The sequence below is a fragment of the Sphingomonas kaistensis genome (genome assembly GCF_036884275.1).
GTDB classification, from domain to species: Bacteria; Pseudomonadota; Alphaproteobacteria; order Sphingomonadales; family Sphingomonadaceae; genus Sphingomicrobium; species Sphingomicrobium kaistense_A.
In genome coordinates, this window is the sequence record NZ_CP145607.1 from 2,713,091 (window position 1) to 2,729,953 (window position 16,863).

Here is a 16,863-nt window from a genome sequence, read left to right on the forward strand (position 1 = left end):
GCACCGAGATAGAGCGCAAAGCGCGCCCCTCTGCAAGAGGTGGTTACGAGAGAGGGGCCGGTCTGTTCCGCAGAGGGAAGGGCACCACGCGATTCGCGCTGTCGTGACCGATGTCCGCGCGGCCGCCGTAGGGCACGCTCGACAGCTCGCACCAGTGCCGCGCGACCGCCTCCAGCTCGGCCCCGAACGGCCGGTCGTTGGCCTTCAGCGCGCAGCGCCCGAGGCGCAGCCGGCGCAGCCTGGCGAAGCCCGGCTGACTGCTGACGTGGAACAGGAACCGGTCGATCCGGTACAGCTCCTCGTCGACTTCCTCGATCAGCAGCTCGGCCCCGCTCATATCGGGCTCGAGCACCGTTCCCATCAGGCTCGACAGCACTACGAGGTTGAAAGCGAAGGCCGGGCCGTCGAGATCGGGCTCCAGCGCGCCGAAATCGTTCTTCGCCAGCCAACGCAGCGTCCGGAGAGCCGCATCCGCGCCGCCTTCGCGCAACACGTCCTGCGCCATCGGCCCGTGCGCCACCGCCAGCCCGGCCTTGTGCAACGCCGCCAGCAGGAACCCACCGTCGCTATAGCCCACGACTCGCTTCCACCGCGCGCCTTCGGGTAGGTCGTCGAGAAGAGCGCCGGCGATACGATTGGAGCCATAGCCGCCACGCGCGAACCACACCCCGTCGATCTCGGGATCGGCAAGCATCTCGCGCAGTGCGCCGAGGCGAACGTGATCGGGCCCGGCAAAATGCCCGTCTTCGAGGAAGCATTGCGGGTGAATGACGAGGCTCGCCCCGACTTCCGCCGCCAATGCCTGCACGCGTTCGGCCGCTTCGACCTTCAACGGGCAGCTCGGCGCCACCACTCCGATCCTCATCGCGCTCTTGCTCCGTTGCCCTTCGCCCAGCTCCTCAATAGGGCGGTCGGCATGACCTCTTCCAGCACCTTCTTCTGCGGCATCGGCGGCAGCGGCATGCTTCCCCTCGCCTGCATCGTCCGCGCGCGCGGCGGCGATGTCGCCGGTTCCGACCGGGCGCTCGATGCCGGCCGGCTCGGTGCCAAGTTCGAATTCCTGAAGGCGCAAGGAATAGCGCTCCACCCGCAGGACGGCAGCGGCCTCGCGCCCGGCATGACTTTGGTCACCTCGGCGGCGGTCGAAGCTACCATCCCCGACGTCGCCCGCGCCAAGGAACTCGGCCTCCCCCACCTCACCCGCCCGCAACTGCTTGCCGAGCTTCTTAACGATGCAAAGACCAGCATCGCGGTGGGTGGGACCTCGGGGAAATCCACCGTCACCGGAATGATCGGCTGGATCCTCCATTGTGCAGGCCGCAAGCCGACGGTGATGAACGGCGCGGTGATGAAGAATTTCGTCTCGCCCGAAACTCCCTTTGCCAGCGCGCTGGTCGGCGACCCCGACCTGTTCGTGAGCGAGGTCGACGAAAGCGACGGCTCGATCGCGCTCTATCGGCCATCGGTCGCGGTGCTAAACAACGTGTCCCTCGACCACAAGGAAATGGACGAGCTGCGTGCGCTGTTCGGGGGCTTCCTCGCGGCGGCGGGGACGGCGGTCGTAAACATGGACGATGCGGAAAGCGCGGCGATCGCACCCGCCGGGGTGATCGGCTTCGGCTTCGACAGCGTCGCTGCCGTGCAAGGGTCAGATCTGTACCTGGCGGCCGATGGCAGTACCTTCGCCGTCACCGTGGGCGACCAGCGGGCCGAGGTGCGCCTCCCCCTCCCCGGGAGGCACAATGCCCTGAACGCACTCGCCGCCATCGCCGCGACCCGTGCGCTGGGCGTGCCCCTCGGCGCCGCCGCTGATGCTCTGAGCTCCTTCCAGGGCCTGAAGCGCCGGTTGGAGACCGTCGGCAACGCGAAAGGGGTCACCGTGATCGACGACTTCGCCCACAACCCCGACAAGATTGCCGCCACCCTCGCCACCCTGACCGCGCGCGACGGCCGACTGCTCGTCATGTTCCAGCCACACGGCTACGGCCCGCTCGCCAAGATGGGCGACGAGCTTGCCGCCACTTTCGCGGAAGGCCTCCGCGACGGGGATGTGCTGGTCCTTTCCGACCCCGTCTACCAGGGCGGCACCGTGGACCGCTCGCGCGGATCGGAATGGTTGGTCGAGGCGGTTCGCACCCAGGGCGGCACGGCCGAGCATCTGCCCGAGCGTCCCGCCATCGCCGCCCGGCTGCTCAAGCTTGCGCGGCCCGGCGACACCATCGCCATCCTCGGCGCGCGTGACGACACGCTGAGCGAATTTGCAGCGGAGCTGGTCGGGAACTTGGGCCTTCGCGACTGATTGATCCGGCCATGGCCAATGGCTGGAAACTCGACCGCGCCGAGCGCGACACCCTGCTCCGCGACCACCCGCCCCGTTATGCCGAGGTTTTGGCCGACCACGTTACCCTCGACGTCCGCAAGAACGAGCCGCCGCACGAGGTCAAAGCCGCGATCGTCGGGCGCACCGATGACGACAAGGGGGTCGAAGCGATGGTGGTGACCATCGACGGCACCGTCGACCGGCCCGACGGCTCGACCTTTCACATAACATGGTCGCTTGGCGAAGGCCGCCGCGCCAAGGAAAGCAACGAGGTGCTGAAGGAGCGCGGGTGGAAGGAGCTCGACCACCCCGTGCCGATCACCCTCACTCCCGCCACGCTGTGATGGCCGAGCCCAGGCTATTTCTCGATTGCGACGGCGTGCTGGCGGATTTCGATGCGGGCGTGCGCAGGCTGCTTGGCACCGATGCCAAGTCGTTTGAAGCGGCGCGCGGCAAAGGCGAGTTCTGGAAGCGCCTCGCCCGCGCCGGCGATTTCTACGCCTCGCTGCCCAAGATGCCCGACGCGGACGAGCTGTTCGACGCGGTCCGGCATCTGAAGCCCACCATCCTCACCGGCCTCCCCATCGGCAAGTGGGCCGCCCCGCAAAAGGTCACCTGGGCGGCCGAGCACTTTCCCGGGGTGCCCATCATCACCTGCATGGCCCGCGACAAGCATCGGCACATGACGGGTGCCGACGTGCTGGTCGACGACAGCGAGCGGCATAGGGACGCGTGGGAAGAAGCGGGCGGGATCTACGTGCTCCACACCAGCGCACGCGACAGCATCGCGCGGCTGGCGGAGATCTATCCGAGCGTCGAAGTCTCCCGCTAAAGCTCGTCATTGCGAGGCGCAAAGCAACGACGCAATCCAGCTGCGGGGCAGTAGATTGCTTCGCTACACTCGCAATGACGAAAGTCGGAAGCGCCTCAGGCGGCATCCGCCATGTCGACCTTCTCGACCCATTCCGGCCAGAAGACGGCTTCGCGGTTCGACCAGCCGGGCGCCGTAGCCGCGCTTTCGCTGATCGATTGCAAGAGCAGCCGGCGGCGATCGGGATGCAAGTGCGGCAGCGCGGCAGCCGCGCAGAACGCCGCCGGCAGCCACGGCCGCGCCGCGGCGCCGAGCAGTCGCTCGTACAGGAAACGGAACGCCGCGAAGTTCGGGATCCGATCCTGCCCGAGATCGAACGCGGTCAGCGTGATCAGCAGGCCCATGAACGGGTCGATGGTGTCGAGCCCACTGTCGTCCGGCACCTGCATCCGCAGCGCGTCGAGCTGCTTGTAGAGCCGGCCCTGCGCGCGGATCGACGCCGCTTCGCCTTCGTCGCGCGCCCAGCAATCAAGCGCGTCCCGGCGGCCAAAGGCGATGTCGAGGCTGCGGCGAATGTAGCGCTGGGTCGCCTTCGGAAACCCGGCAAACTCCTTCATTTCGCTCAGCAGCAACGCTCCACCGGCAGGCTGCGTCGAACGCGTCGTCATGGCACCCAGCTCCTTAACCTCGGACTGGAAGTTATGCCGACACAAGCGTTTCCACTTGCTTAACCATCGACCTAACCCCGGTTCATATTGAAACCGGTTCGGGCGGCGATTGCACGTGCTTATTCGAGCAGCTCCACAAAGTCGGGTAGCTGTCACATCCCTGCAACGGAAGTGATCACTTCTCTGGCGGCGGGTGGCCGCTCAGCCGGGAAAGCCGTTCGAGGGCGCCGGCTTGTCGTTGGAGCCCGGCTGCGAAGTCGAAGGCGGGTCGGACGCATCCATCGATTCATCGCTGCCGACATCTACCTTGGCATCTTCGTTCGTCGGGTCGCGGCGCAGCTTCTTTTCCAGTTCGTGATCCGGATCGCCGCTTTGCACGGCCGGCGGCGCCTCGGTTCCCCTTTGCTCGGTCATTCTGTGATCTTCCTTTCGCCGCGACAACGTTCTCCCCGCCGCGCCCGTTCCCGCTTCGACCAATGACGCCGCCGCTTCGGCAACCGGCAGGCAGGCGGTTGCGCGGTTGCGCGGCGAACGGCACTCTAGGCTGCGATGAACATGTCCCTTCCCAGCGACCGCCTGGTCTTCGGCAGCAATGCGCATTCGCCGCCGCGCTTCGCCGACTGGAAGCTGGCGATGAAGACGATCTTCGGCTTCTGGGCGATCTATTGCGTCACCATCGTCGCCCGCGCCTTTCTTGGCAGCGACCCCGGCACCGTGCTCGCCAACAAGGTGCTGACCGTCTCCCTCGGGATCGTTCTCACCATCCTGCTCTATGCTGCCATTGCCACCGCCAGCCGCGGCCGGTCGATGCGGCGCAAGGCGGTGACGGCCGGCATCGGCTCGCTGATCGCGTCGATCGCGCTCGCCGGCACCCTGGTGATGAGCGAAGGCTCGCTCAAGACCAGCCGCGAGGAGATCCGCATCCAGGCCCGCGACGGCGTGGTGCTGGTGCAAAAAGGCGATCAGGTCCGGATCGAGCGCGGCGCCGCCGACCCGGTCGTGTTCGCCGCCCCGCGCCTCACCGACCTTGGCCAGCGCGAGCAGTTCCGGGTCGCCGCCGATACCGCGGTCGTCTGGCTGTTCTTCTTCGCCGCCTGGTCCGCCGTCTATCTCGCGGCAATGAGCCAGCAGCAGGCGCTCGACCTCCAGAAGCGCGCCGCCGCCGCCGAAAGCGCAGCGCAGCAGGCGCAGGTCCGGGCGTTGCGCTATCAGGTCAATCCGCATTTCCTGTTCAATACGCTGAACAGCCTGTCGAGCCTGGTGATGACCGGTCGCTCGGCCGAAGCGGAGGAGATGATCCTGAAGCTGTCGACCTTTTTCCGCTCCAGCCTCTCGGCCGATCCGACCGCCGACGTCAGCTTGGCCGAGGAGATCCAGCTCCAACGCCTTTATCTCGATATCGAGCAGGTCCGGTTCCCCCGCCGCCTCAATGTCGAGTTCGACGTTCCCGACGCCCTCGCCTCGGCACGCCTGCCTGCGCTGATCCTGCAACCGATCGTCGAGAATGCGATCAAATACGGCCTCGGCAACACCCGCGACAAGGTGACGCTGCGGATCACCGCGGAAGAGCCGCTGCCGGGGCGCCTGCGGATCGAGATCACCAATTTCGGCGGGACCGCGCTCAAGTCGCCGCGCAAGCCTGCCCCGCCCGCCGGAACCAAGGTCGGCCTCGCCAACGTCGCGCAGCGCCTCAGCGCCCGCTTCGGCCGTGCTGCAGGGGTCGAGCATGGGCCGCTGAGCGGGGGCGGCTACAAGGTCGCCCTTACCTTGCCAACGAGCCGCAACGATGGATGAAGCCGCTTTGAAGACACTCGTCGTCGATGACGAACCGCTGGCGACCGAACGGCTGCAACTGCTGCTGGCGCGGATCGGCGGGATCGATCTCGTCGGCACTGCAAGCGACGGCGAAAGCGCGTGCCGCATGGCTGAAGCGCTACGCCCCGATCTTCTGCTGCTCGATATCGCCATGCCGGGCATGGACGGCATCGACGTCGCCCGCGAACTGGGGCGCTCGGGCACCCGGCCGGCGGTGATCTTCGTCACCGCCTTCGACCAGTTCGCCGTTTCGGCCTTCGAGGTCGAGGCGGTCGACTATCTGGTCAAGCCGGTCGATCCCAAGCGGCTCGAGCGCGCCCTGGAGCGCGCCCGCGATCATCTCGCACGGCGCCGCGAGGGCTCAGCTGAAACCGCACCCGCGGCCGGCACCTATCTCGACGAATTCTGGGCCTCCGACCTCAGCGGGCTGGTCCGTATCCGCGCGATCGACATCGACCGGGTATCGGCCGAGCGCGACTACATGCGGCTTCACGTCGGCCCGCGCAGCTGGCTCATCCACCACAGCATGGCCGCGCTCGAAGAAGGGCTCGATCCCGCCGTGTTCGTCCGCCTGCACCGCTCGGCAATCGTGCGCCGCGACTTCATCAGCGGCTTTCAGCGTAATGCCTCGGGCCGATGGATCGCACGGCTGGCGGACGGGACCGAGCAGCCGGTCGGCCGCCTTTACGCCGATTGCGTGCGGGAGATCGCGGGGCGCTAGACCGCGGCCCCGCTGTCTTCCGTCTGCTCCTCCGACACAGCGCCGGTCACCGCCACGTCCAGCACCACGTTGCCCAGCGTGCGGAAGGTGTCGGGAATGGTTTCCAGCGCCAGAAGTAGCGCGAGCGGCTCGATCGGCACGCCGAGTGCGATGCTAATCGGAGCGATCGAGGTGACGAAGCTGATCTGCCCCGGCAGGCTGACCGCGCCGATCGAGGCCATCGCCGCCACCGCGATCCCGGCGATGTAGCCGGTCCAGCTGATCTCCACGCCAAGCCAATGCGCGACATACAGCGCCACGCCGATGTTCATCGCCGGCCCGGTCGCCCGGAACAGCGCCACCGCAAGCGGCAGCACCACGTCCGCATCGCGCTGGGGAATGCGCAGATCGGCGGCGCCTTGCAGCATGGCGGGAAGCGATGCGAGCGACGAGCGGGTAGACAGCGCCACCACCATCGATCCGGTGATCGCCTTGAAAAACCGCCCCGGTGCGTAGCCCGCGACCAGGATCGCGATCCCGAACCCGACGATCGTCAGCACCACGCCCAGCGCCGAGATGATCAGCACATAATGCACCACCGCGCCGAGCGCCGATCCGCCCGCGCCTGCGCCGACCGCAAAGGCCAGCGCCAGCACGCCCACCGGCGCCAGCCACAGCACCCAGCCGATCACTCGCAGCATCGCGTCCGACACTCCTTCGAAGAAACCGAGCACGCCCACCCGCCGCGCCGGCTCGACCTTGGCCAAAGCGAAGGCGAAGATGGCGGTGAAGAAGACCAAGGGGAGGATTTGATCGTTGGCGGCGGCGGCGATGGGATTGGGCGGAATGATGGTCTTGAAGAAATCGGCCACGGTCGGCACCGCGGCCGCGGTCGCGCTCTGGTCGACGCCGGCAAGCCCCGCCTGAAGCGCCTGCGCCGCGGCTTGCGGCAACGGAAACACCGCCAGCAGCGCTGGGGTCATCACCGCCCCGAACACCGCCGAAAAGACATAAAAGCCGACGAACCAGGCCACCGCCTTCGCCGCCAGCCCGCCTGCCCGCGCGGCATCCGCACCGCCGACCACGCCGACCACAAGCAAGGCGACGATCAGCGGGATCACCGTCATCCTCAAGGCGTCGAGCCACAGCCCGCCGATCAGCGCGGCGGCCTGCACCAGCGGCTCCTTCACGCCGTCGCCCATTCCGGCAACCGCGATGCCGAGCACCAGTCCGCCGACCAGCGCGGCCAGCAGCAACAGCGCACTCTTGCCGCCGAGGCCGGCAGGCCGGGCCGTCGGGGCAGCGTTTGCGTCAACCATCCACATTCAACTCCAGGCACGAGCACGCCCGGCCTTGCTAGCGACACCGGGCGGCGACGCAAGCCCGCCTAGAGGTCGCCCCCGCCGATCGTGCCGCAACCGAAAAGCTCGACCGCCCTCTCAGCGGCGTCATTCCAGCTCAAAAACTTCGGTGCCGCGAACCCGCGCCGACTCCGATGCGTTGAGGCCCCATAACTTCATCTTCCAGGAGACATTTCATGATCGGTTCGGACAACAAGGGCACGGGCACGCTCGAAACCCTGACCACCACGCTTATCGACAGCGTCAACGGTTATCGCGATGCCGCCGAAAATGCCGAGGGAACCAAGTTTCAGGAGCTGTTCCGCCGCAACGCCGACGAGCGCAGCCGGATCGCCGAAGAGCTTCGCGCCGAAATCCGCCGTCTCGGCGGCAATGCGCCCGACGACGGCAGCTTCCTTGGCGCCACCCACCAGCGTTTCCTTGACCTCAAGGCGGCGGTGACCGGCCGTGACGACAAGGCGATCATCAATGAGGTCGAGCGCGGCGAGGACTATCTCAAGGAGAAGTTCGAAGCGGCGCTGAACGCCAGCGACCTCGCGCCCGAGACCCGTTCGATCATCGAACGCGCTTATCAGTCGGTGCGCCAGGGCCACGACCAGATCAGCAGCCTGAAGCACGGCCTGGAGGCGTAAGACGATGGGTATCTTCGACAAGATCAAGGGCGCGATCTTCGGCCACAAGGATCCGGGCCCCGGCAATCGCCCGACCATCCCGGCCGGCATGGCCGGCGGTCCGCCGAGCGGGACGCCGCAGCCGACGCAGGGCCAGCCCCTCGGTCAGTCCGGCACGCAGGCGCAAGCCGCTCCCGCGCCGGCCGCACAGGACGTGGATGTCGAGAAGGTGCTGGCCGACATCAGCACCCAGCGCGGCAATCCCGACCTCAACTACAAGACGTCGATCGTCGATCTGATGAAGCTGTTGGGAATCGATTCCAGCCTCGAAAACCGCAAGGAGCTCGCCAAGGAACTCGGCTACGCCGGTGACCTCAACGGCTCGGCGGAGATGAACATCTGGCTGCACAAAGCGACCATGAAGCAGCTCGCTGCCAATGGGGGCCGCGTACCGGCCAGCTTCATCGACTGACCCAAGGCCTCGGCAAAGAACAGGGCGGCAGGGCGAACACCCTGCCGCCCTTTCTTATTGTTCAGGCCGCCGTTTCCAGCGCGGTAAAGGCAACGATCCGCATCTCTGCGTCCCCGTCCGCGGTATAGCCTTGGATCTGCATGTTGGGACGGCAAAGATTGTTCGCCGGAAGCCCGCCCGATTGTCGTTCGAGCACAAAGCAATCCAGCACCTTCCCGCCCGGCGCCACGCGCATCCGTACAAGATCGAAGCCGATGATCTTGAGGCCTGCGCGTTCGAGCTTTGGCCACGGCTCCGCCGCATCGCGCAGCAGACGGGATTCGAACCGCACGCGCAGCGTCCCCTCACCGCCTGCGCTACGCAAGACGGCAATCACCGCGCCGGGCGGCGGGCGGTCCCCGCAGTCCGGGGCTTTTGTTTCCTGAGTGCGCCCGACGCTTTGGGAGAAGGCCGTGCAATTCCGGGGCTTGCCGTCCGCACCGAGAACAAAGCGGATCAGCGCAACGTCGGGCACGACCACGCTTTGCGGCGGCAAGCGCCAAACGATGCGGGCGTTGACCGTATCGATCGACGGCTTGCCCTTCGTGTCGAGCGCAGGAGTGAACTTGGCCCGGCTGCTCATCAAGCGGCACGTCGCCGCGTCGAGCGTTGCCGATCCACTCGACTGGGTGACGGTGCAATCGCTGACCGAGCCATCGGCGGCGACGACAAGCCTGAAGCCGGTCGTCCCCTGCTCTCCCGCCCGGATGGCTTCGGGCGGATAATCGGACGACGTCACGAGCATGCCAAGGGGGAAGCGAGCCCGCGCACCGCCCGGACCGCTTTCAGGAGGCGGCAGCGGAACCGTTGCCGTGATCACCGGCGGTGGCGCCAAGGTTCGAATCAGGGGTGGGCTGTCAGCAACCGGGCGCGTACCCCGCCGGATCGCCGCCCAATCGATGGTCGCGCCAACCTCTCCGGCGACCGGCACCCCCGCCGCGCTCGTGGCCGGCGTGAAACGGGTGCGGCTCCGCAGCAGCCGGCACGTCGTAGCATCGAGCGCGCCGTTGCCGCTGCTGGTCGTAATAGTGCAATTCGCCACCCGCCCATCAGGGCCGACGACGAGAACCACCGACACCGACCGCGCCGCCGACGCGGGGGCGCCTTGCGGATAATCGTCGGGGGAAATGTAACGTTCGAGCGGCCCCCGGCTGACGGGAGGGGTCGCGGCGGGGGCGCTGGCGGCCTGGGCGAAGGCGGCGGCAACGGCAATGACGAACATCGACACTCACTTTTCTTTCGGCCGCTTGAGGCTAGCCGAAGAAAAGCGCGTGTCGAGCAGGGTTCGTCATTTCTTCGACGGATCGTGACCCCAGTTCTTGAGGCTGGCTTCCCACTTCGATCCATCGGGATGCGCCGGCTTCTGCTTCATGTGACGATGGACGTAGCCGGTCACCTTTTTCATGTGCTTGAGATCGTCGTCGGACAGATCGTCGACCTTGGTCCGCAGCAGTTCGACGATCCGCTTGCCCGATTTGTGCCCGACGCTTTCGCCCGAGCCCTTGCCGTCCTCGCCCTTCCAGCCGACGTCCTTGCTTTCGTCGGTGTCGAGCCATTTCTCGAGCTCGGACGGGGTCATGTTGACGGCTTCCTTGAACTCCTTGCGGATCTCGGTGCGTTCTTTGTCGTCGATGGTATCGGCCATGTTTTCTCCTCTTGAGGGGAAGAGAACGCACGAATCCCGCGCTGGTGCGGCTGGCCTTCGGGGCAGGTGGGCACGCGGCCCTACCGCCAAACAGAAATGGGGCCCGGCATTGCTGCCGAGCCCCACTGCGCCGAGCGTGAGATTGCCGGTCTTCGGTTCTTGCCGACACTCCATCCCGAAGGAAAAGCGTCTGCGGTCTACGATCCTTGCGCACTCGCTCAGGCGTCGCGTCGGTCTCGATCGACTGCCCGGTCTCCCGGGCTCTTCCCCGCGGCTTCCGCTCTGGTCCGGCCTTGCGGCCTTTCCGTCGCGTCCACCCGGCTCTGCCAGCGCTTTCCGGATCGATCGGCGCTGGTCCGAAGACCGTTGCTTCCCTCACCGTTCGGCTCCGACGGTCCTGGTCCTCGCCTCCGCTTCGAATTCGCTGCGCTTCGAAGAACGCTGCAACCTTCCAAGCCTCGGTCTCGGTCCTGGACCCGCTTCTCTCGCCTTCCCTGGCAAGCCAGTTCCAGTTTCAAGTCGCCACCAACCGTCCGTTCGCGGCCCTTCTTGGGATCATCGTCTTTCGCGCTGCCCTGACAATCCTTGCGGAATGCCCGGCCTGCGGCGGTGAGACGATCATCTCTTCCGGCGCCTCTTGCCGGCTTCGCTTCGAAGATCCTCCGGTTCGCTCCGTCCGGGCATCCTGGGGAAGCCCAATCATAGCAAAACCGAATTCCACTTCGTCGCCGTGCCGGCGGAGATCGGAAGTTCGTTCCCTTTCCCGCCGCCTGACCCTTGCGGGTCCCTTGGAGGAGAGGGCCGGTTGCCCCCCGATCACCTGATGAAGATGACTCCTTTCGCGAGTCGCGCAAAGCGGAATCTTGGGCGCCCAGCCTGTGGATAACGGGGATATCGGGAGCAAAGGTTTCGGCCCTCGCTGTTGCCGTTCCGTTCTCCCCGTCCTACCTGCTTGGACGTGTCCGAATCCGCCGCCCTGTCGCCCGAGCCCGCCTATCTCGCCAGCCTGAACGCGCCTCAGCGCGAAGCCGTGCTGACGACCGAAGGCCCGGTCCTGGTGCTGGCCGGAGCGGGCACCGGCAAGACCGCCGCGCTGACCGCACGCCTCGCGCACCTCATCGCCACCCGCAAAGCCTGGCCGAGCGAGATCCTGGCGGTCACCTTCACCAACAAGGCCGCGCGCGAGATGCGCGAGCGGATCAGCCGGATCAGCGGCGGCGCGATCGAGGGCATGCCGTGGCTCGGCACCTTTCACTCGATCGCCGCCAAGATGCTCCGCGTCCATGCCGAACTCGCCGGGCTGCAATCGAACTTCACCATCCTTGACACCGACGATCAGCTCCGCCTGATGAAGCAGCTCATCGTCGCGGCCGAGATCGACGAAAAACGCTGGCCCGCGCGCCAATTGTCCGGCCTGATCGACCGCTGGAAAAACAAGGGCCTCACCCCCGAGCAGGTCGACGCGGGTGAATCCGAAGCCTTTGCCAATGGCCGGGGCGCCGACCTCTACAAGCAGTATCAGGACCGGTTGAAGGCGGTGAACGCCTGCGATTTCGGCGACCTGCTGCTGCACATGCTGGTCATCTTCCGCACTCATGAGGACGTGCTGGAACGCTATCGCACCCGCTTCAAATATCTGCTGGTGGACGAATATCAGGACACCAACGCGGTCCAGTATGAGTGGCTCAAGCTTCTTGCCGAACCGCGCCGCAACCTCTGCTGCGTCGGTGACGACGACCAGTCGATCTACTCCTGGCGCGGCGCCGAAGTCGCTAACATCCTCCGCTTCGAGCGCGATTTTCCGGGCGCGGCGGTGATCCGGCTCGAGCAGAATTACCGCTCCACCCCGCATATTCTCGGCGCCGCCTCAGGCCTCATCGCTAACAATTCGGGCCGCCTCGGCAAGGACCTGTGGACCGAGGTCGATACGGGCGAAAAGGTGAAGGTGGTCGGCGTGTGGGACGGCCCGGAGGAAGCCCGCCGCGTCGGCGAAGAGGCCGAACAACACCAACGCCGCGGCAGTCTCAGCGATATCGCCATCCTCGTGCGCGCCCAGTTTCAGACCCGCGAGTTCGAAGAACGCTTCATTGCGATCGGCCTCCCCTACCAGATCGTCGGCGGCTTTCGCTTTTACGAACGCGCCGAAATCCGCGACGCGCTGGCCTATCTGCGCCTGGTGCAAAGTCCGTCCGACGACCTCGCGTTCGAGCGGATCGTCAACACCCCCAAGCGCGGCCTCGGCGACAAGGCGGTGGCCAACATCCACCGCTATGCCCGCGCCTCAGGCCAGCCGCTCCTGCTCGCCGCCGCGCAAATGCTCGATTCGGACGAACTCACCCCGCAGGCCAAGCGCAGCCTCGGCCGCTTCGTCGGCGACTTCGCGCGCTGGCGGCAGATGCACCTGGCCGCGGCCGACACCCCCGCCCCGCTCGGCGCGCCGCCGGCCCATGCCGAGCTCGCCCGACAATTGCTCGACGAAAGTGGCTACACCGCCGCGCTCCAAAACGAGCGCACCGCCGAAGCCACCGGCCGGCTCGAAAATCTCGCCGAACTGACCCGCGCGATGGAGGAGTATGAGAATCTTCCCTCCTTCCTCGAGCATGTCAGCCTGGTCATGGACAATGACGCCGACAAGACCGGCGAGAAGGTCACCATCATGACCATCCACGCCGCCAAGGGGCTCGAATTCCCGATCGTCTATCTCGCCGGGTGGGAAGAAGGTGTGTTCCCTTCGCAGCGCGCGCTCGACGAAGGCGGCACCGCCAGCCTCGAGGAAGAACGCCGGCTCGCCTATGTCGCGATTACCCGGGCGCGGGAAAAGGCGACCATCTTCCACGCCGCCAACCGCCGCATCTATGGCCAGTGGACAAGCTCGATACCGAGCCGCTTCGTCGGCGAACTGCCCAAGGAGCATATCGAGGAAGAGACCACCATGACCGGCGGCGAATCGCTGTGGCGCGCGCAGTGGAGCGAGCATGGCGATCCCTTCGCCCATGTCGCCGCCCAGCGCCCTGACCGCCTGTCGACCCGCGGCCCCGGCTTCGGCCGCGCGGCGCAGACCTTCACCCCCGTTCCCCAGCGCATCGTCGAAGCACGCGCCTCGGCGGTCAGCCTCGGCAACAAGGGCCGCGACGATCTCAGCGTCGGGCAGCGCGTGTTCCACGGCAAGTTCGGCTACGGCGCCATCGCCGCGATCGAGGGCAACAAGCTCGAGATCGATTTCGAGCATGCCGGTCGCAAGCGCGTGCTCGACAGCTTTGTCAGCCTCGGTTGAACGGAACCGCCGCCGCCATCCGCCGGTTTTTCTCGGCATGTCCGAGACCGCCGAAAAGACCGACCCTGCCCTTTGGGAAAAGATCAAGAAGCGGGTCACCGCCGGTGATAAAGGCGGCGACAAGGGCGAATGGTCGGCCCGCAAGGCGCAGCTCGCGGTCGCCGAATATAAGAAAGCCGGCGGCGGCCATCGCGGCAAGAAGAGCGCCGACAACCACCTCGCCGAATGGACCCGCGAGGAATGGGGCACCAAGTCCGGCAAGGAAAGCGGCGAGACCGGCGAACGCTATCTGCCGAAGAAGGCGCGCGAGGCGCTGAGCGACTCCGAATACAAGCGCACCACCGCCAAAAAGCGCGCCGACACCCGCAAGGGCAAACAATTCTCCGCCCAGCCAAAGGACGTCGCGCGCAAGACCTCAGCCGCGCGCCACGGCGAGCCGACCAAGGCCGATCTCATGGCCGAGGCGCGCAAGCAGGACATCAAGGGCCGCTCGACCATGACTAAGGCCGAGCTCCAGAAAGCCCTCGCTTAACGCCGCTGCGGACGTGGCCCGCGCGGGCCCTGCCGCGGCTTCGGCGGACCGCCGCCGGCGGCATGATGCTCGTCCGGACTGGTGCTGGCTTCGACCAGGATGCCGTCCTCGGCCATCGCGGCCGAGTTCTTGCGCAGCGCTTTCACAAAGGTCTGCAATGCGCGCGGGCTGACTTCGAAGAAGCTTTCGGTTGCCGCAACCTTGATCGCGCCGATCTCGGTCCGCGGCACGTGGCCGATGCGGCAGATCAGCGGCAACAGCCATTTGGGATCGCCGCCCTGCCGCCGCCCGGCATTGATCTTGAACCAGCCCGCGCCTTCGAACCCGCCATGACGCGGTCCGTCGTCGCCCGGCCCTTCGAGCAGATCTTCGGGAGCGGGCAGATCGGCATGAAGCCGCGCAACCAGCGCCTGCGCCACGCCCTGCGGCCCAAGCCGGTCGAGCAAAGCGGCGGCCAGGTTGGCGTCGCCCTCGTCCTGCGGCTGCGGCTCGTCGAACTGCGCCAGCAGGCGCGCCCGATCCTGATCGCGGATCGCCTCGGCGCTGGGCACCTCGGTCCATTCGACCGGGATGCGGGCCAGGCGAAGCATGCCCTCGACCCGCCGGCGGCGCATGTTGGGAACGATCAGCACCGCCGTGCCCTTGCGTCCGGCACGGCCGGTGCGGCCTGAGCGGTGCTGCAAGGCTTCCGCATCGCGCGGCAATTCGACGTGGATCACGAGGCTGACGGAAGGAAGATCGATGCCCCGCGCCGCGACGTCGGTCGCGACCAGCACCCGCGCCCGCTTATCGCGCAGCGCCTGGAGCGCACGGTTGCGGTCGGCCTGGCTATGCTCGCCCGACAAGGCGACGGCGGTGAAGCCGCGCTCCGAGAGGCTGCCGTGCAGCCGCCGAACCGCTTCGCGCGTCGCGCAGAACAGGATCGCCGTTTCCGCCTCGTGGAAGCGAAGCAGGTTGACCACCGCGTGCTCTACGTCGGTCGGGCGGACGGTCACCGCCTGATAGGCAATGTCGCCATGCCCGGCGCTGGTCTCGACCGTGCTGATCCGCAACGCGTCGCGCTGGTAACGCCGGGCAAGCGCGACGATCGGTTTGGGCAGGGTGGCGGAAAACAACAAAGTCCGGCGTTCGGCCGGAGCGCCATCGAGGATTTCCTCCAGCTCCTCGCGGAAGCCCATGTCGAGCATCTCGTCGGCTTCGTCGAGCACCACGACCTTGAGGCTCGACAGGTCGAGCGCCCCGCGTTCAAGGTGGTCGCGCAGGCGGCCCGGCGTGCCGACCACGATGTGCGTGCCATTTTCGAGCGCACGGCGCTCGCGCACCGGGTCCATGCCGCCGACGCAGGTCAGCACGCGTCCGCCTGCGGGCTCGTACAGCCACTGCAATTCGGTCGACACCTGCAACGCAAGCTCGCGGGTCGGGGCGATCACCAGCGCCAGCGGCTTTAGCGCAAAGGGCAGCCGCTCGGCCTCGCCCAGCAGGTCGCCGGCCATCGCAAGGCCGAAGGCGACGGTCTTGCCCGACCCGGTGCGGGCGGACACGAGGAGATCGCGGCCCGCCGCTTCGGGCGTGGACACCGCGTCCTGGACTTCGGTCAGCGTTTCATAGCCGCGCGTTTCGAGCGCCCGGGCGAGCGCCGAAGGGAGATGTTCATGAAGCATGGCGCCGCCCATAGGCCGAAACGTTGCGAAAGACCACCGGCGCGGAACCGGGGGCGACTTCCGGGCGCTTCGATGCTCTTTCAAGGAGAGTCATTCCCATGCCCAAAGCCCAGATCACCCGCATGGTCCTTCCCGACCATGAATGCCCATTCGGCCGCCGTGCGCTCGAATTGCTGAACGACAACGGCTTCGAGGTCGAAGAGCATCAGCTCACGACCCGCGAAGAAACCGATGCCTTCAAGGCCGAGCACGGCCTGTCGACCACGCCGCTGATCGTCATCGACGGCGAAACCATCGGCGGGTGCAGCGATCTCGAGAAATTCCTGAGCGCGCACGCCTGATGCAAAAACGTCGTCCCGGCTGAAACCGGGATGACGTTTCCCCTCAAGCCGTCGCCAGCTTGGTTTTCTTCAACGCGTCGAGATGCGCCTGCGGGCCGTCCTTGGCGATTTCGGCTTCATAGCGCGTCTTGGCCTCGGCCAGTTCGACGCCCAGCGCGTCCATGTCGACGCCATGCCGCTTGGCCTGGCTGAAGATGCCGGTCAGCCAGCGCTCTTCCTCGCCGACATGATGCTCGATCTCTTCGCTCAGCACCTTGACCTTGGCTTCGGCATATTCGTCGCCCTTGTCGCTCGCCAGGATCTCGGCGATCAGAACGGTCGCCGCATCATGCTCGACATAGGCTTCCTTGAGCTTGGCTTCGTCGACATGGCCTTCGCACGCCGGATAGAAATGATCGTTCTCGATCTTGGTGTGGACGATCAGCGCGCTAGCGATCTCGGTCGCGATCTTGCGCTTGGCGGCGGCGCTTTCTTCCTTTTCGTATTTCTTGAACAGGTCCTCCACCTCACGGTGGTCGTTCTTGAGCAAGGTGATCGCGTCGGGGGCTTTGTCGGCCATGAGTTCTCTCCGGAATAGATTCAGAAGAGCAAACAGGACGGGCGAGGCGATGGT

General features: G+C 66.5%; 18 protein-coding genes. 10 read left to right on the forward strand and 8 right to left on the reverse strand.

From position 1 onward, the window contains the following. Positions 1–43: 43 nt before the first annotated feature. On the reverse strand, positions 44–865 hold the full coding sequence (locus V6R86_RS13400) for an LD-carboxypeptidase (protein ID WP_338505159.1): 822 nt from the start codon (positions 863–865) through the stop codon (positions 44–46). A gap of 51 nt (positions 866–916) precedes the next feature. On the opposite strand from V6R86_RS13400, the gene V6R86_RS13405 reads away from it, so the two are divergent. The 3 genes from V6R86_RS13405 to V6R86_RS13415 are packed head-to-tail and all read left to right on the forward strand — an operon-like array spanning position 917 to position 3,152. Further along, a complete protein-coding gene (locus V6R86_RS13405) occupies positions 917–2,299 on the forward strand; it encodes a UDP-N-acetylmuramate--L-alanine ligase (RefSeq protein WP_338505161.1) in 1,383 nt (460 codons plus the stop codon). A gap of 11 nt (positions 2,300–2,310) precedes the next feature. Beyond that, the gene (locus V6R86_RS13410) at positions 2,311–2,664 is read left to right on the forward strand and encodes a hypothetical protein (protein ID WP_338505164.1); all 354 of its coding nucleotides are present in this window, start codon (positions 2,311–2,313) and stop codon (positions 2,662–2,664) included. Further along, complete coding sequence (locus tag V6R86_RS13415) at positions 2,664–3,152, forward strand: 5' nucleotidase, NT5C type (RefSeq protein ID WP_338505167.1); 489 nt, start codon at positions 2,664–2,666, stop codon at positions 3,150–3,152. Before V6R86_RS13410 ends, V6R86_RS13415 begins: the two co-directional genes overlap by 1 nt. A gap of 95 nt (positions 3,153–3,247) precedes the next feature. On the opposite strand, the gene V6R86_RS13420 is transcribed toward V6R86_RS13415, so the two are convergent. Together V6R86_RS13420 and V6R86_RS13425 are read right to left on the reverse strand one after the other, a co-directional pair. After that, entirely contained in the window at positions 3,248–3,799 is a 552-nt protein-coding gene (locus V6R86_RS13420) for a hypothetical protein (RefSeq protein ID WP_338505169.1), read from the reverse strand. A 201-nt stretch (positions 3,800–4,000) separates the two neighbouring features. Next, positions 4,001–4,276: a hypothetical protein gene (locus V6R86_RS13425; RefSeq protein WP_338505172.1), complete on the reverse strand. Its 276-nt coding sequence runs from the start codon at positions 4,274–4,276 to the stop codon at positions 4,001–4,003. Positions 4,277–4,354: 78 nt separating this feature from the next. Here V6R86_RS13425 and V6R86_RS13430 point away from each other — a divergent pair, with 78 nt between their 5' ends. Both V6R86_RS13430 and V6R86_RS13435 read left to right on the forward strand, forming a co-directional pair. Continuing rightward, positions 4,355–5,593 carry a sensor histidine kinase gene (locus V6R86_RS13430; protein ID WP_338505174.1) on the forward strand — a complete coding sequence of 413 codons (1,239 nt, stop codon included), beginning with the start codon at positions 4,355–4,357 and terminating at the stop codon, positions 5,591–5,593. Next, a complete protein-coding gene (locus V6R86_RS13435; RefSeq protein ID WP_338505177.1) occupies positions 5,586–6,335 on the forward strand; it encodes a LytTR family DNA-binding domain-containing protein in 750 nt (249 codons plus the stop codon). The genes V6R86_RS13430 and V6R86_RS13435 overlap by 8 nt, the downstream gene beginning before the upstream one ends. On the opposite strand, the gene V6R86_RS13440 is transcribed toward V6R86_RS13435, so the two are convergent. Next, a complete protein-coding gene (locus V6R86_RS13440; RefSeq protein WP_338505180.1) occupies positions 6,332–7,633 on the reverse strand; it encodes a dicarboxylate/amino acid:cation symporter in 1,302 nt (433 codons plus the stop codon). The genes V6R86_RS13435 and V6R86_RS13440 overlap by 4 nt on opposite strands. Positions 7,634–7,851: 218 nt before the next feature. Between V6R86_RS13440 and V6R86_RS13445 the strand changes: the two genes are divergently transcribed. Both V6R86_RS13445 and V6R86_RS13450 read left to right on the forward strand, forming a co-directional pair. Then, positions 7,852–8,307 carry a PA2169 family four-helix-bundle protein gene (locus V6R86_RS13445; protein ID WP_338505183.1) on the forward strand — a complete coding sequence of 152 codons (456 nt, stop codon included), beginning with the start codon at positions 7,852–7,854 and terminating at the stop codon, positions 8,305–8,307. Between the two features lie 4 nt (positions 8,308–8,311). Then, entirely contained in the window at positions 8,312–8,758 is a 447-nt protein-coding gene (locus V6R86_RS13450) for a DUF3597 domain-containing protein (RefSeq protein WP_338505185.1), read from the forward strand. Between the two features lie 61 nt (positions 8,759–8,819). On the opposite strand, the gene V6R86_RS13455 is transcribed toward V6R86_RS13450, so the two are convergent. Both V6R86_RS13455 and V6R86_RS13460 read right to left on the reverse strand, forming a co-directional pair. After that, the gene (locus V6R86_RS13455; protein ID WP_338505502.1) at positions 8,820–10,019 is read right to left on the reverse strand and encodes an energy transducer TonB; all 1,200 of its coding nucleotides are present in this window, start codon (positions 10,017–10,019) and stop codon (positions 8,820–8,822) included. A gap of 66 nt (positions 10,020–10,085) precedes the next feature. Beyond that, positions 10,086–10,442, reverse strand: coding sequence for a DUF3140 domain-containing protein (locus V6R86_RS13460; protein WP_338505188.1), 357 nt, complete (start codon positions 10,440–10,442; stop codon positions 10,086–10,088). 958 nt (positions 10,443–11,400) lie between these two features. On the opposite strand from V6R86_RS13460, the gene V6R86_RS13465 reads away from it, so the two are divergent. Together V6R86_RS13465 and V6R86_RS13470 are read left to right on the forward strand one after the other, a co-directional pair. Continuing rightward, positions 11,401–13,716: an ATP-dependent helicase gene (locus V6R86_RS13465; protein WP_338505190.1), complete on the forward strand. Its 2,316-nt coding sequence runs from the start codon at positions 11,401–11,403 to the stop codon at positions 13,714–13,716. Between the two features lie 37 nt (positions 13,717–13,753). Next, entirely contained in the window at positions 13,754–14,248 is a 495-nt protein-coding gene (locus tag V6R86_RS13470; RefSeq protein ID WP_338505193.1) for a hypothetical protein, read from the forward strand. Here the strand turns inward: V6R86_RS13470 and V6R86_RS13475 are convergent. Next, on the reverse strand, positions 14,245–15,909 hold the full coding sequence (locus V6R86_RS13475) for a DEAD/DEAH box helicase (protein WP_338505196.1): 1,665 nt from the start codon (positions 15,907–15,909) through the stop codon (positions 14,245–14,247). The two genes, V6R86_RS13470 and V6R86_RS13475, sit on opposite strands and share 4 nt — an antisense overlap. A 98-nt stretch (positions 15,910–16,007) precedes the next feature. On the opposite strand from V6R86_RS13475, the gene V6R86_RS13480 reads away from it, so the two are divergent. After that, positions 16,008–16,250 (forward strand): glutaredoxin, encoded by a 243-nt coding sequence (locus tag V6R86_RS13480; RefSeq protein ID WP_338505199.1) that lies wholly within the window; start codon positions 16,008–16,010, stop codon positions 16,248–16,250. Positions 16,251–16,293: 43 nt separating this feature from the next. On the opposite strand, the gene V6R86_RS13485 is transcribed toward V6R86_RS13480, so the two are convergent. Beyond that, positions 16,294–16,809 carry a hemerythrin domain-containing protein gene (locus V6R86_RS13485; protein WP_338505202.1) on the reverse strand — a complete coding sequence of 172 codons (516 nt, stop codon included), beginning with the start codon at positions 16,807–16,809 and terminating at the stop codon, positions 16,294–16,296. Positions 16,810–16,863 lie beyond the last annotated feature (54 nt).

Bases quoted from the DNA above. Each gene is read 5' to 3' on its own strand.
- V6R86_RS13445 (WP_338505183.1), top strand. From the start codon at position 7,852: ATGATCGGTTCGGACAACAAGGGCACGGGCACGCTCGAAACCCTGACC.
- V6R86_RS13460 (WP_338505188.1), bottom strand. From the start codon at position 10,442: ATGGCCGATACCATCGACGACAAAGAACGCACCGAGATCCGCAAGGAG.
- V6R86_RS13405 (WP_338505161.1), top strand. From the start codon at position 917: ATGACCTCTTCCAGCACCTTCTTCTGCGGCATCGGCGGCAGCGGCATG.
- V6R86_RS13470 (WP_338505193.1), top strand. From the start codon at position 13,754: ATGTCCGAGACCGCCGAAAAGACCGACCCTGCCCTTTGGGAAAAGATC.
- V6R86_RS13455 (WP_338505502.1), bottom strand. From the start codon at position 10,019: ATGTTCGTCATTGCCGTTGCCGCCGCCTTCGCCCAGGCCGCCAGCGCC.
- V6R86_RS13400 (WP_338505159.1), bottom strand. From the start codon at position 865: ATGAGGATCGGAGTGGTGGCGCCGAGCTGCCCGTTGAAGGTCGAAGCG.
- V6R86_RS13410 (WP_338505164.1), top strand. From the start codon at position 2,311: ATGGCCAATGGCTGGAAACTCGACCGCGCCGAGCGCGACACCCTGCTC.
- V6R86_RS13450 (WP_338505185.1), top strand. From the start codon at position 8,312: ATGGGTATCTTCGACAAGATCAAGGGCGCGATCTTCGGCCACAAGGAT.
- V6R86_RS13420 (WP_338505169.1), bottom strand. From the start codon at position 3,799: ATGACGACGCGTTCGACGCAGCCTGCCGGTGGAGCGTTGCTGCTGAGC.
- V6R86_RS13480 (WP_338505199.1), top strand. From the start codon at position 16,008: ATGCCCAAAGCCCAGATCACCCGCATGGTCCTTCCCGACCATGAATGC.
- V6R86_RS13430 (WP_338505174.1), top strand. From the start codon at position 4,355: ATGTCCCTTCCCAGCGACCGCCTGGTCTTCGGCAGCAATGCGCATTCG.
- V6R86_RS13435 (WP_338505177.1), top strand. From the start codon at position 5,586: ATGGATGAAGCCGCTTTGAAGACACTCGTCGTCGATGACGAACCGCTG.
- V6R86_RS13415 (WP_338505167.1), top strand. From the start codon at position 2,664: ATGGCCGAGCCCAGGCTATTTCTCGATTGCGACGGCGTGCTGGCGGAT.
- V6R86_RS13475 (WP_338505196.1), bottom strand. From the start codon at position 15,909: ATGCTTCATGAACATCTCCCTTCGGCGCTCGCCCGGGCGCTCGAAACG.
- V6R86_RS13440 (WP_338505180.1), bottom strand. From the start codon at position 7,633: ATGGTTGACGCAAACGCTGCCCCGACGGCCCGGCCTGCCGGCCTCGGC.
- V6R86_RS13485 (WP_338505202.1), bottom strand. From the start codon at position 16,809: ATGGCCGACAAAGCCCCCGACGCGATCACCTTGCTCAAGAACGACCAC.